Annotated in this window: 10 protein-coding genes and 1 pseudogene; 4 read left to right on the forward strand and 7 right to left on the reverse strand. The window is 62.0% G+C overall.

Annotation, left to right across the window (positions count from 1 at the left end):
- Nucleotides 1–310 precede the first annotated feature (310 nt).
- Both JEY66_RS08830 and JEY66_RS08835 read left to right on the forward strand, forming a co-directional pair.
- Nucleotides 311–622, forward strand: coding sequence for a DUF736 domain-containing protein (locus JEY66_RS08830; protein WP_026193320.1), 312 nt, complete (start codon nucleotides 311–313; stop codon nucleotides 620–622).
- A 503-nt stretch (nucleotides 623–1,125) separates the two neighbouring features.
- Nucleotides 1,126–2,112 (forward strand): annotated as a pseudogene (locus tag JEY66_RS08835) (IS110 family transposase).
- 411 nt (nucleotides 2,113–2,523) lie between these two features.
- On the opposite strand, the gene tnpC reads toward JEY66_RS08835, so the two are convergent.
- The 3 genes from tnpC to tnpA form a co-directional block, all read right to left on the reverse strand.
- Nucleotides 2,524–4,059 (reverse strand): IS66 family transposase, encoded by a 1,536-nt coding sequence (gene tnpC, locus JEY66_RS08840; RefSeq protein WP_018273521.1) that lies wholly within the window; start codon nucleotides 4,057–4,059, stop codon nucleotides 2,524–2,526.
- 69 nt (nucleotides 4,060–4,128) lie between these two features.
- Nucleotides 4,129–4,482, reverse strand: a complete 354-nt coding sequence (gene tnpB / locus JEY66_RS08845) for an IS66 family insertion sequence element accessory protein TnpB (protein WP_026193319.1) — start codon at nucleotides 4,480–4,482, stop codon at nucleotides 4,129–4,131.
- Entirely contained in the window at nucleotides 4,479–5,366 is an 888-nt protein-coding gene (tnpA, locus tag JEY66_RS08850) for an IS66 family insertion sequence element accessory protein TnpA (RefSeq protein WP_018273519.1), read from the reverse strand. The genes tnpB and tnpA overlap by 4 nt, the downstream gene beginning before the upstream one ends.
- Nucleotides 5,367–5,916: 550 nt before the next feature.
- Here tnpA and JEY66_RS08855 point away from each other — a divergent pair.
- Entirely contained in the window at nucleotides 5,917–7,299 is a 1,383-nt protein-coding gene (locus JEY66_RS08855) for a serine hydrolase domain-containing protein (protein ID WP_016847546.1), read from the forward strand.
- Between the two features lie 570 nt (nucleotides 7,300–7,869).
- Nucleotides 7,870–8,082: a helix-turn-helix domain-containing protein gene (locus JEY66_RS08860; protein WP_026193317.1), complete on the forward strand. Its 213-nt coding sequence runs from the start codon at nucleotides 7,870–7,872 to the stop codon at nucleotides 8,080–8,082.
- 231 nt (nucleotides 8,083–8,313) lie between these two features.
- On the opposite strand, the gene JEY66_RS08865 is transcribed toward JEY66_RS08860, so the two are convergent.
- Genes JEY66_RS08865 through JEY66_RS08880 form a run of 4 tightly spaced genes read right to left on the reverse strand, consistent with a single transcriptional unit; the run spans nucleotide 8,314 to nucleotide 13,586 of the window.
- Nucleotides 8,314–8,628, reverse strand: coding sequence for a hypothetical protein (locus JEY66_RS08865; RefSeq protein ID WP_016847544.1), 315 nt, complete (start codon nucleotides 8,626–8,628; stop codon nucleotides 8,314–8,316).
- Nucleotides 8,625–11,744 carry an efflux RND transporter permease subunit gene (locus JEY66_RS08870; protein WP_016847543.1) on the reverse strand — a complete coding sequence of 1,040 codons (3,120 nt, stop codon included), beginning with the start codon at nucleotides 11,742–11,744 and terminating at the stop codon, nucleotides 8,625–8,627. Before JEY66_RS08870 ends, JEY66_RS08865 begins: the two co-directional genes overlap by 4 nt.
- Complete coding sequence (locus JEY66_RS08875; protein ID WP_038378782.1) at nucleotides 11,741–12,919, reverse strand: efflux RND transporter periplasmic adaptor subunit; 1,179 nt, start codon at nucleotides 12,917–12,919, stop codon at nucleotides 11,741–11,743. The genes JEY66_RS08870 and JEY66_RS08875 overlap by 4 nt, the downstream gene beginning before the upstream one ends.
- A gap of 4 nt (nucleotides 12,920–12,923) precedes the next feature.
- On the reverse strand, nucleotides 12,924–13,586 hold the full coding sequence (locus JEY66_RS08880; protein WP_240536849.1) for a hypothetical protein: 663 nt from the start codon (nucleotides 13,584–13,586) through the stop codon (nucleotides 12,924–12,926).
- Nucleotides 13,587–13,592: the final 6 nt, after the last annotated feature.

Consider the following 13,592-nt stretch of genomic DNA (forward strand, 5'->3'; position numbering starts at 1 on the left):
CTGCGCAGGTGGCGGTTGCGATGGTCATCTCCGTCAGTTCGGTGATGGGCTCGCGTCCATCGCAGTCACGATTGGCTGATCAAGCCCGGGGGACGGCAAGGGCCTCGATCGCCTTCCCGCAACGGCTGCGCCTGCTTTTTTCCCCTGCCGCGAAGCGGCGGCATTCCTCGCGAAGCACAAAAAAGCAGGCTTGTCGCCGTCCTCCGCTGGCGCTGCGGGCCTTATGGCTGCGGGCCCATCGCTCCCCGGGCCAGGGATCGCCATCGAGGCTGCGATGGACGCGGCCCGAGCAAAACAGACGGAGATCATCATGGCGACCATCGGCACTTTCACCGCTTCCGACACCGGCTACACCGGCTCGATCAAGACGCTGACGCTCAACATCAAGGCCAAGCTCGTCGCATCCGAGAAGGACAACGACAAGGCTCCCGACTACCGGATCTTCGCAGGTAGCACCGAGTTCGGCGCCGCCTGGAAGAAGACCGCCCGCGACAGCGATCGCGAATATCTCTCGGTCAAACTCGACGATCCAAGCTTCCCGGCTCCGATCTACGCCTCGTTGGTCAAGGTCGAAGGCGAGGAGGGCTTCAGCCTGATCTGGTCGCGCCGCAACGGCGACTGACCCTGACGGATCATCGGCCCCGCCTCCTCGGAGGCGGGGCGTTTTTTGCGTCGCCCCACCTTGGGAAGAGCAGGGCAGTACTCTCACGTTCAGAAGAGGGCTTCGCCGCGGGCCAAAATGCGATCGATCGGACGGATTTTGGGGCGGTTTTTTGGGCTGAGCGAACGGAATTGTGCAGCACATCTGCTTCGATTTTCGATCTGGCGGAGGTGCTATTTCGCCTGTTTTACAAGTCGCAATGACGCGTCCGCTGTGGCCTCTAGAGCTCGAATTGCCCTTCGTTTCTTGAACGAAAGTCCTCAAATTCATGCGTTGAGAATCAAGCGCGCCGTAAATCGACTTGGCGATTTGAGCAAAGCCAGGCCAACCAGGCATGAGGACGGAGCAGGGTAGGGCGTAGTGCCGCCCGTAATCGGTCTGCGCCCGAACTTGTGGCTGCTGACGTGGTCCGCGCGCCGAATATCCCCCACAATTCTCCGCCTCAGCTACGCGGGAGGCGTGCGATGGAATGGTTCTGTGGACTGGATGTCGGGATGGACGAGAGCGCGATTTGCGTGGTCGACGACAAGGGCGCGGTGGCGCTGCAGACGACGGTCGTGACCGATCCGGACGCGATCAAAACGGCGCTCAAACCGTATCTCGCCAGGCTGCGGCGGCTCGGCCACGAGGCCGGGGCGTTGTCGCCCTGGCTGCATCCTGAGTTGCTCAAACTGGGCTTGCCGGCGGTCTGTCTGGAGACGTTGCACGTCCGCGCGGCGCTGAACGCGCAGCGCAACAAGACCGACAAAACCGACGCGCTCGGCATCGCCCACATCATGCGCACCGGCTGGTTCCGCAAGGCTCATATCAAGAGCGAAGCCTGCTACCGGCTGCGGCTGCTATTGACCCACCGGCGCAATCTGAAGCGCAAGTTTTTGGACCTCGAGAACGCGGTCCGGCACTCGCTGAAGGCGTTCGGCATCCGCCTGAACCGGGTCGGGCGGGGCGGTTTTGCGCAAGCCGTGCGGTGAAGCTGGTCGCCGGCCACGCGCTGTGCCGCCGCTTCATGCAGATTCCGGGCGTCGGTCCGATCGCGGCACTGAGCTTCATGACCGCAATTGACGGTCCTTCCCGGTTCAGGCGCTCGCGCGACGTCGCCGCCTATTTTTGGCCTGACCTCGCGGCGCTGGCAGTCGGGCACCTCGATCGACGTGCAGGGCCGCATCAGGAAGGCCGGCGACGCCGACGTGCGCCGCGCGCTGTACGAGGCGGCGAGCGCGCTGCTGACCCGCTACAAGAAGAAAGACAAGGTCAAAAGCTGGGGTCTGGCGCTCGCCAAACACGCCTCACACCGCAAGGCGATCGTTGCAGTGGCGCGCAAACTCGCCGTGATCATGCATGCGATGTGGGTCGACGGCACGTTTTATTGCGGCGATCCTGACGCCTCGCAGGCCGATCTGCAGGCGCGTGCGGCCGCCAAGGAACGCAAGCTGTTGAGGGCTCACGCATGACGCCCGCGGGTGGATTTTTGGGAGGTCGTTGACACGCTGAACGCAGACATTTGACCATGGAGCTCCGCCACGGCGGACGAGACCTGGTGCAGATCCACGACGACGGAACGCACGTTATCTTGCTTGTGGCCAAGCTCCTTACGGTGCGATTGGACCACGCGGGAGTGCCTGTGATGTGGCTCCGTCCAACCGATGGAAAGATGCGCCGCGACGGCTTCCGCGCTGCCTTGCTGCAGCGAAACTACGCCGCCGATGAGCGCGCAAGAGTGCACGGCGCACCCGGACTCTCGCCTCAAATTAAGCTGCGTGGCGTCGATGCGAAGGTCTTGTCACAGCAGAGAGAGGAAGCCAGAATGGGTGAGATGAAGCGCGACAGACGACCGAGTAGGCGTCCGGAGCTTGCACCAGACCTCATCCCTTGACAGGATTCTCTTCTTTCCAGGTCCACGGCAGCAACTCGTCGAGGCGGTTGACGGGATATCCATCGACCATTCGCGTGAGCACGTCGCGAAGGTATTCGTAGGGTTCGACGCCGTTCAGCTTGCAGGTTTCGATCAGCGAACAGAGCACAGCCCAGCGCGTCCCACCGCCGTCGCTCCCGGCAAAAAGGTGGTTCTTGCGCCCGAGCGCGACAGGGCGGATCGCGCGCTCAACAGGGTTCGTATCGAGCTCAACGCGGCCGTCATGCAGGAAGCGTGTCAGGCCATCCCAACGCGAGAGCGCGTAACGCATCGCCTCAGCAAGCTTGGCGCGGCCGGGTAGCAAGGGCAGCTGCGCCTCCAGCCAAAGCCGGAAGTTATCGACGTGCGACCTCGATAATGAGCGCCGTGCGGCTAGCCGATGCGCCGGCGATTGACCGCGGATTCTGGCCTCGACGGCATAGATTTCGCCGATCCGGCGCAGGGCTTCCAACGCCAAAGGCGCGCCGTCGGCCTCGGCAATTTCGTAAAACTTGCGCCTGGTATGGGCCCAGCAGGCGGCAAGAATGATGTCGCCATTGCTGGTCAGCCGCTCGAAGCCGGCATAGCCATCGACGTGCAGAACGCCCTTAAAGCGCTCGAGATGCGAGGCCGGACGCTCGGCCTTTCGATCCGGCGCATACAAGTAAACTGCTGCCGGCGGCGCCGGTCCGCCCCATCCGTGTTGATCGCGGGCATAGACCCATAATCGCCCGGTTTTGGTCCGTCCTCGGCCTGGATCCAGCACCGGGATCGGGGTGTCGTCGGCAAAAAGATGGTCGGAGGCGAACACGTTTTTGCACAGCCGTTCGTGCAAACTCTCAATCCACCAGCAGGCTCCGCCGACCCAGCCAGCCAGGGTCGAGCGCTCCAGTTCGACGCCGTGCCGCGCAAAGATCTGTGCCTGGCGATAAAGCGGCGTGTGGTCGCAATACTTGCTGACCAGCACCTGGGCGAGCAGGGCGGGCGTGGCCAATCCACCGGCGATCGGCCGCTCCGGAGCAGGGGCCTGGGTGACGGTTCCACACGCGCGGCAAGCAAATTTCGGACGGCGGATACGCACGACACGCAGCTGAGCCGGCACCCAGTCCAGCATCTCGCTGACGCTCTCGCCGATGGCATGCAAGGCCCCGCCGCAGCCTGCGCAAGCCTCGTTCCCGGCGCCGAGAACGACCTCTTCGCGCGGCAGATGATCGGGCAGCGACTTGCGTTTCGGCGGTCCATCCGGAGACGGCGCGAGTGGTGCGATCGGGTCCGGATCGGTCTCGGCAACCGCAAGATCGGTGTCGAGATCTTCAAGTCCGAGCGCGAACTGGTCGGTGTCGAGACGCTCGGAGCGACGCCCGTACTGCGCGCGCTGAAGCTGTTTGATGATCAGACGGAGGCGCTCGATCTCACTGTTTCGATGCTCGATGAGCGAGGCGATGTCGCGCACCAGACGATGCAGAAGCGCTGGGTCCGACGGCAGATTGTTGAGATCAAGCTGCATGTCCGATTCTACTCGGACATCCTGATTCGACGAAGCAACTTCGCTATACTTCAAGGCGCTTTTGCATTCTCAGCCCGCGATTGCAGGTCGCCATCGGCGTTCCGGCGCGCGCCAGTCGATGCCTTCGATCAGCATCGCCAGTTGCGCCGGCGACAACGTGACCGTGCCGCCCGGATCGCTCATTCTGGGCCAGATAAAGCCGCCTTGATCGAGCTTCTTGGTGAACAGGCAAAGCCCGTTGCCGTCCCAGAACAGGATCTTCAGCATGCACGCCCGCTTGCCTCGGAAGGCAAACAGATGACCGGAGAACGGATCCTTCCTCAGCGTTTCCTGGACGATGGTCGCGAGCCCGTCGAGGCCCTTTCTCATGTCGGTGTACCCCAGAGCGAGGTGCACCTTCACGCCCGCCGGAACGATCATCATGAAGCCGTCTCCCGCTCGGCGACGTGTCGACGGACGACGTCCGGATCGGCGTCAGCGGGCGCGTAGACGCGCCGACCATCGGCCAATTCGACCGCGACCATGCCGTCAGGCGGCTGCAACAAGTCATGGAGAACGAGGAGCGAAGGACCGTCCGACGCACCGTTTGCAACCTCGACCCGAGCCAATTCCGCCCGTGCGCGTCGGCTAAATCCGAACTGAACTCGCCATCGGAACAGCATGCTGGTGACGATGCCATGGCGCCGGCAGACCTCGGCGGCGCGGGCACCTGGAGCCTCGGATTCGCATACGATCGCGAGTTTTTCTTCGTCGCTGAAGCGGCGTCGGTTGCTGCGTCCGTCGCCCGATGGACCCACGCCCGGGGCCTCGGTCAAGCCGCTTTCGACGACGGACTCCTTAGCAGCGCTGCTAGCATTAGTGCTTATTTGCGCCCGGGCACTGGGGTGAAGCTGCGCTCGCCAGTCGATGTCCACCTCGTTGGCTTCGATCAGATTGAACCAACGTTGCAGGGCAAAACGCGATAGTCCATGAGCCTTGGCGTACGCCCGCACGCTCATTCCGGACCACGTCATCGCCTCCACATGCATCGCCCAGAACGCCTGGACGGCACGGCTGCGCGCGTCGCTGGACAGCTTGAGAGGCCGCTGCAAACGATGCTGCTCACGCTTCAATTCGGCCTGTACCTTAAGGGCTTCCACATCGACGAGGACGCTCAGCCAGCGCGCAAAAGTGCCCTGATCCAGACTGTGTTGACGGCAGTAACTGCGTCGGCTGAGGCCACTCTTACGCCACGCCTCGATGTGCACTGACCACCAGGTTCGGCGTGCTCTGTTCTCATATTGTCTCCGCCCCACGAGATTCTCCATGCTGCAAGAAAATCCAATATGGAACGACAAGGCATGGTCGAAAGGTGTGCGAGCACCGGACGCTTACACGACCGATTAAGAGTGCAAGATAAAAGCACTGTCGCCTAAGCGCGGCTAAGTGGTTGTCTGCACATCCAAGAGTTAGCGCCATTGGCGCGGCGCGTGTCGCTACTGCGTATTCAAGTGACTCAATCTCCGTGCGAAATTCGTCTGCATGCTCCGTTTGCATTTGTCGTGCAGAAGAATCTTGGAATGTCGCCGACACGAGCGCATGCGAATCCTCGAAAGGGACCTTCGTGCTGCTGAGCCACCCGCACGACGGTCGTTTCCAATCCACGTCCAACTGTTCTCAGCACCGCTTCGATCGGCCACTACCATATGGCAGCTATCGAGGCTTCTCGGAGTGGAGATGCGCGAGCTCGAGGAGGGACGAACGACACAGACGATAAGACGCGAGCTTAAATCGAGCGCTTGACCGCGCGTTCGATCCAGCCTGCAATATGTCGCAGAACGGCCCGAACACTTCCCTTCCGATAGGTTTCAAGCATCCATGTCAGACTGGCTCTCTTCTGCACTCGATTACATCCCCACCTGGATTGACTATCAGCGGGAACTATTCGATCAACCAGGTGTCTCGCTGGCGATCGCGCACAAAGGCCAGGTGCTGCTCGAACACGCGAGCGGCATGGCCGATCTCGCAACCCGCGAACCGCTCACGCCCCGTCATCGCTTCCGCGTCGCCTCGCACTCGAAGACGTTCACGGCGGCTGGAATTATGTTGTTGCGCGAGCGCAATAAAATTCGCCTTGACGACCGGCTGGGTGAGTATCTGGTAGATCTCACGCTGGACGTTTCCGACGTCACCATTTCGCAGCTGCTTTCGCATGCGGCCGGCCTGACCCGCGACGGGCCTGACAGCGGTCAGTTCTCGGACCGCCGGCCTTTCCTCAGTGAGGCGGAGTTTCGCACCGATCTCTCCGCGCCACAGCCCCTCGCGCCGGGCGTCACGTTCAAATACTCCAATCACGGTTTCGCGTTGCTGGGCAAAGTTATCGAGAAGGTGACGGGTGAACCCTATGGCCGCTGGATCTATGATCAGGTCGTCGTCCCAGTCGGTCTCACAGAGACGACGCCTGACTTCGATCCGAGCGTCTGTTGTCCATTGGCCCGCGGCCACTCCACGCGCCAGCCCTACGGTCGGCGCTTCGTCATCCCCGGGGACAATGTGACGAACGATATGGCGTCGGCGACGGGCTTCACGGCAACCGCCGGCGACCTCGCGCGGTTTCTCGGCCAGCTTTCTCCCGGCGCCCAATCGAGCATTTTGACGGTGGCAAGCCGCCGCGAGATGACGCGGCGCCATTGGCGTGATGCCCATTCGCAACTTGAGCGCTACTACGGCCTAGGCACGATTTCCGGCCCGCCAGGACCGTGGAGCTGGGTCGGCCATGCCGGTGGCTTCCAGGGAACGTTGACGCGCACGGTGGCTCTGCCGGAGCAGGATATAGCGATTAGTGTCCTCACAAACGCCATAGACGGTCTCGCGAACGTTTGGTTCGAGAGCGTGATCCACATCCTAAAAGCCATTCACGATCTCGGCGCCCCGGGACCTGAAACTGCCCGCTGGCGCGGCCGGTGGTGGACGCTGTGGGGGCCATTTGACCTGGTGCCCGGCAACGACAAGGTGTTAGTTGCGACGCCGGGCCAACTGTCTCCTTTCTTGGATGCGACCGAACTTAAGCCGTCCGGTATCGACGAGGCGATCGTTACGTCGGCGCAGGCATTCGGCGATCTCGGTGAGGCCTGCCGCCTCATGCGTAACTCGGCCGGCATCGTCGAAGAGGTCGGCATCGGCGGCAAGCGCCTGGTGACCGAAGACGCGATCCGGTCCGAAGTACAGCACCGGTATCAGCCGAGCTCACGCGCAGTCTAGCCGGTGTTCTGTCGTTGCTCGATAGATGTTAAGGCCTCACGCTTCTTGCAGGCCGGGTTGGGTCAATAACTAGATGCCCGATCTATGGCAGTTCTTACCAAGGCGATCGCGCGTTCGAGCCGGCTGAATAGAAGCGCGAGGTCTTCCGGGGTTGCCTCTTCCATTCGCAGTGTTTCCGCACTCAATGTTTCTCTCATGAGATCATCAATCGAAAAGACGGTCTCCGCTACGTGGCCAACTTCACCAAGAACATTCGGAATTGAACATCCTGGGACAATCTCGCCGCATGCCGTAATGCGCACCGACGGCCTAGTTTTCGAGAGTAAGAGCTTCTCGACAGTCTCTGCCGGTAGATCTACGGCCGAAACGACCGCCCCGCCCAACCGATACCCAAACCGGTACACATCGGCGCGGGGCGAGGTCGCACCGGGGGCTTCAATGAACGGTTCTAGGTCGGACGCTTGAGGCTTCATAACGTCTCGATAGTTGCGCGCTGTCTACATCGCAAAAAAGGGGCGATATGGACTATATTCCCTAGAGACTATATGCCTCATGGTGCCCGATCCTGCAATGCAGGATTGGTGCAGCATCGTAGGAGGAAATGTGCGACGACTGCGGCAATCGCGGCGCATGACGCAAGAGGAGCTCGCATTCGAGGCGCAAATAGATCTAACTTACGTCGGCGGCATTGAGCGGGGCCGCCGAAATCCCAGTTTGTTGGTCATGGCGAGAATCGCACGGGCGCTCTCCGTGCCCATCACTAAACTATTTGTGGAATCCTGAAATCGGCAAAGATGACCGAGGCTCCGTGCCCCTCTTTCAGGCCTTGATTGGCACGCTCGCAGCGTTTGTTCTCAACAGGCCCAATATAGGCCTCAGAACGCGTCGGGGCTCAATGGAGACGGCTGGGTTGTCGAAGGGAGCCTCTCTTGCGCTGGCGCTGGTCCCTCGGCTGCGTCTCTTCGGCAGCGCAAATATCGGGGCCCAGGGATCGTCAGGCTCATAACCTGAAGGTCATCGGCTCAAATTTGTTTGCAAAGCCATCCGCAGAGTTGGGCTCAACTGGGCTCTCTTTGATGATTTGGGACACTTTGCCACGCTGAAAAGTACCGGTGGTCCGAAGCGCACTTGGCCGTGCATCTCGGTCAGCGCGACGATCACTCTTCCCGAGCGGTGAAGGTAGATATGATTGAGTGCATGGCCCGCGATCTCGCCAGCCATGGCCGCGAGAAGCCAGTAAATCCAAAACGCGGCCGGGAACTCCGGAACGATGCTGGTGCGGGCGAACGGCGCGCCCTTCCGAGTGCCATCCCTTGTCTTGGCGCTCATCCCGCAACCTCCGGCTTGGTGGCGGGAAGGGGAGAGCGATCCGCCGTGCGTTGACCTGCGAACCAGTCGCTGACGTTTTGGAGGTAGATGTAGACCACTGGCGTAGTGAACAGCGTCAATAGCTGCGAAACGATCAGGCCGCCGACGATCGCGAAGCCGAGCGGTTGCCTCAATTCCGATCCGGTCCCCGTGCCGATTATCAGCGGAACGCCTCCGAGCATCGCGCACATGGTCGTCATCAGGATCGGACGGAATCTGACCTTGCAGGCCTCCAACGCGGACTGTTCGGCCGAAAGCCCCCTGTGACGTTCGGCCTCGAGCGCGAAATCGATCAGCATGATGCCGTTCTTTTGCACGAGGCCGATCAGGAGAATGATCCCGATCAGCCCGATGACGTCGAGCCCAAAACCGAAAGTCCAGAGCGCCATGAGCGCACCGAGCCCCGCAGACGGCAGCGTCGACAGGATCGTGATTGGATGGATCGTGCTCTCATAGAGCATGCCAAGGATCAGATAGACCGCGACGATCGCAGCCAGGATCAGGACCGGCGTCGAGGCGAGCGCAGACTGGAAAGCCTGAGCGTTGCCCTGGAAACTCGTCGCGATGGTCGAAGGCATATGCAGCGCGGCCGTCTCCTGCTGTACGGCGGCAACTGCCGTTCCCACAGCCGTGCCGGGCGCCAGATTGAAGCTAAGCGTGACCGACGGAAACTGGTTTTGATGATTCCCCGCCAGCGCCGCCGAGCCATATTCGATGGTCGTGAACTGACTGAGCGGTACCATCGATCCGTTCGACGAGCGGACGTAAATGCGGTTCAGCGCATAGGGGCCGGACTGGAACGACGGATCGACCTCGAGGATCACGTAGTAGGTGTTCAACGTGGTGAAGAGCTGGGCGACATGGCGCTGGCCAAAGGCGTCGTACAGAGTGTTGTCCACCGCCGCTGGATCGATGCCGAGGCGAGAGGCGGCATCGCGGTCGATCTTGAGCTTGAGCTGACGCGCGGCGTTGGCCTGGTCGCTGGCGACGTCGGCGAGTTCCGGCCGCTTCTTTAATGCCTCGAACAGCTTGCCGGCCCAGCTGTTCAGCTCGTCCTGGTTCACATCCGTGAGCGTGAACTGGTACTGGGTCTTGGACAGGCGGCTGGCAAGATTAATGTCCTGCGTCGCCTGCATGAACACGGCGATCCCCTGGAGCTTGGCGAGCTTGGCATCGAGCTGCCGGATCACCTCGTCGGCACTGAACTGGCGCTCGTTCCGCGGCTTCAATAGCACGAACAGGCGCCCGTTATTCTCGGTCACGGTAGGTCCGCCCGGGCCGATATAACCCGTGGCGTTGGCGACCGACGGGTCCTTTGCGATCACATCGATCGCGCTTCGCTGCAGCTCCGCCATCTCTGTCGGTGAGACGTCGGCCGACGCTTCCGTGATGCCGGTGATCATGCCGGTATCCTGCTGGGGAAAGAACCCCTTCGGTATGCCTGCGAACAGCGCGCCCGTAGCCACGATGCTCGCAAGCATGACCGTCAGGGTCGCGAGCTTGAACCGCAGCGCAACGGACAGGACGGCTTCGTAGCCGCGCTGGATCGCGACGAATCCACGCTCCAGCGTCCGCGAAACCACGCCTGTGCCGGCGCCGTGATCCGAAAGCAGATAGGCGCACATCATCGGTGTCAACGTCACGGACACGATGACGGAGACCGCTATCGCAACGCACACGGTGACCGCAAACTCCTGGAACATCCGTCCGATCACACCGCCCATCAAGAGCAGGGGAATGAACACCGCAACCAGTGACACCGAAATCGAGATGATGGTGAATCCAATCTCGCCGGCGCCCTTCAAGGCGGCCTCCAGCGGCGACAGTCCCTCTTCGATATGCCGCGAGATGTTCTCGATCATGACGATGGCATCGTCGACGACGAAGCCGACCGCGATCGAAAGACCCATCAAGGACAGATTGTCGAGACTGTAGTTCAAGAGATACATCACGCCGAATGTGCCGATCAGCGAGATCGGCACCGAAATCGCGGGAATCATGGTGGCCCAGAAATTCCGGAGGAACAGGAAGATGACGCCAACCACGAGTGCGATGGTCAAGAGCAGCGTGAACTGTACGTCGTCAACACTGGCGCGGATCGTCTGCGTCCGGTCCGATGCTATCGTGACCTTGACATCCGAGGGCAGGCCCGCGACCAGCTGCGGCAGCAGCTTCTTGATGCCGTCCACCGTGCTGATCACGTTGGCGCCCGGCTGCCGCTGAATGGCGAGGATCACCGACGGCTTGTCGTTGTACCAGCCGTGCAGCGTCACGTCCTCTGCCGCGACTTCGGCATGGCCGATGTCACGCAGCCGCACCGGCGCGCCGTTCCGATAGGCGATGATGAGATCTTCATAGCCCTTCGCGCTGAGCACCTGGTCATTGGTCGCAAGCGTGTAGGCCTGTTCGTTGCCGTAGAGCACGCCCTTCGGCTGGTTGACGGTGATGTTGCCGAGCGTGGAGCGCAATTGCTCGAGGTCGATGCCGGCCGCGGCAAGCTTTGCCGGATTGACCTGGACGCGGATCGAGGGTTTTTGCATGCCGCCGATCGTGACCAATGACACGCCCGGCACCTGCGACAGTTTTTGCGCCAGGATGCTGTCGGCATAGTCGTCGACCTTGGTGAGCGGTTCGGTGTCCGAGGTCAGTGCGATCAGGAGCACGGGGACGTCGGCCGGGTTGACTTTCCGGAAGATCGGCGGCGACGGCATGGTTTTCGGCAATTGCCCGGCGGCCGCATTGATCGCGGCCTGGACGTCCTGCGCGGCCGCGTCGGTGGTGCGGTTCAGCGCGAATTGCAGGGTGATCGCGGTGTTGCCGAAGCCGCTCGACGAGGTCATGGCGGTCAGGCCCGCGATCTGCCCGAACTGGCGCTCCAACGGCGTGGCAACCGACGAGCCCATGGTCTGCGGATCGGCGCCGGGCAACTGCGCGGTGACCTGGATCGTCGGCGTGTCAACCGACGGCAGGGCCGAAACAGGCAACCGGACGAAGGCAACCAAGCCGATCAGCGTGATGCCGATCGCGAGGAAGGCGGTGGCGACGGGTTTGCGAATGAAGCCTTGGGAGATGCTCATGGCAGCATACCTGCGCTTGCGGTGGTGGCGTTCTGGACCACGTCCTTGCGATTGTCGGGTACGACTTCGACCGATGTCCCGGGCTTCAGCCGGTACTGACCGGCGGTGACGACGGTCTCGTCTCCGGACAGGCCCTGGTCGATCAGCACTTTGTCCTCACGTGACTGGCCGGCCTTGATTTCGCGCGCGTTCACGACATGGTTCGCATCGACGACGTAGACGAAGGTGCCGCTTGGCCCCTGCTGAACAGCCGTCAGCGGCACGGTTACGGCGTCATGGCGGATCGCGATGGTGAGATGGATGTTGACGAACGAACCCGGCCAGAGGTTTTTCTTCTCATTGGGAAAAGACGCCTTCAGCCGCACTGTGCCGGTCGATGCATCCACCTGGTTGTCGATCAGCATCAGGCTGCCATGGTCGAGCTTGTGCGTGTTGGCGGCGTCATAGGCGTCGACCGACGCCTCACCGGATGCGATCGCTTTCTGCACGTTGGGAATGTCGGTCGACGGCAGCGTGAAGATGATCGAGATCGGCTGCATTTGCGTGAGGATCACAAGGCCGGTCGCATCGGTCGGGTGTACGATATTGCCGGGATCGATGTGACGGATGCCGGTGATCCCGTTGAAGGGCGCGGTGATCGTCGTGTAGCTCAACTGCGTTTGGGCAGCCTCCAGTGCGGCCTTGTCGAGTTCGACCGTGCCCTTGCCCTGCGCGACCTGCGAATCCTGCGTATCGAGCAGCTGCTGGGTGGCGAATCCGCGCGCTGCCAGCGGCTGCGTCCGCGCGAAGTTGGCCTGCGCGTTCTTCAGGCCCGCCTGATCCCGGGCGAGGGCGGCCTCGGCCTGGTCGACCTGCGCTTCGAAGACGCGGGGATCGATTTTAGCCAGCTCATCGCCGCGTTTCACGTCCTTGCCTTCGACAAAATTCACGCTCTCGAGCGTGCCCTGGACCTGTGTGCGGATGGTCGCGGTGTTGATGGGCGTCACGGTGCCGAGCCCCTCGAGCACGATGGGCACGTCGCCCTTGTGCACATGGGCGGCTGTCACTGGAACGAGCGGTGGGGCCGCGGGCTCAGCCGCATGGCTTGGCGCGGGACTGTGCAGGAAATACGCGCCGCCCCCGGCTCCGATCAGGAGAACCGTGCCGACGAGGAGAAGAGTCTTTCTGGACGGCATTGCTTCACACTCCATGATGACGGCTTTGGCGGCTGGCATTCGCGACCAGTTCCAGGACGAACGTCTCGGCAGCGCTCGCCGCGGCTCGCGCCACTTTTGCCGCGGCCGGATCGAGCCTGATGATCCGCGCGTCGATGTCGGTGGCTTGCAGCGTGGTGATGAAGAATTCAGGCGCATCCGCGCAATTCTCACGTTGCACGACCAGCCGAATGGCGGCAGCGGTGGGAACGATGCGAAACGGCAGCGGCGCACAGGGGACCGCGATCGCGAGCAAGCCGGCACAGTCGAGAGTTCCCCGCAGCACCAACTCGAGCGCCGTGCGGGCGACCTTGCCTTCTCCAAGCAGGATCACCTGTGGAGCCTCTACGTCTTGTCGCGCGACCTCAGCGGCAACGCAGCGCAAGATTTCGTCGGGACTGCTATCGCGGACGGTAACGGTGGACCACAGGGCGAGCGGCGTCAGCCGGCGCCAGCGCGGCAGCTCCGCAGGCGTCGCAACGAGCGGGGCATCCGGTCCGGCCAGGACCGCGACCATCACCTTTGTGGCGGTGCGTGCCGTTCGCGCGGCGATCCCATGTGGTGAGCGTATTGACATGGACTTGAAGTTGGTCGCGGCAGAAATATTATTCAAATGAATTGACGTAATCCGCCAATTCACGCTGTGCATTGGGGC

This window comes from Bradyrhizobium elkanii USDA 76, from assembly GCF_023278185.1.
Lineage (GTDB): Bacteria > Pseudomonadota > Alphaproteobacteria > Rhizobiales > Xanthobacteraceae > Bradyrhizobium > Bradyrhizobium elkanii.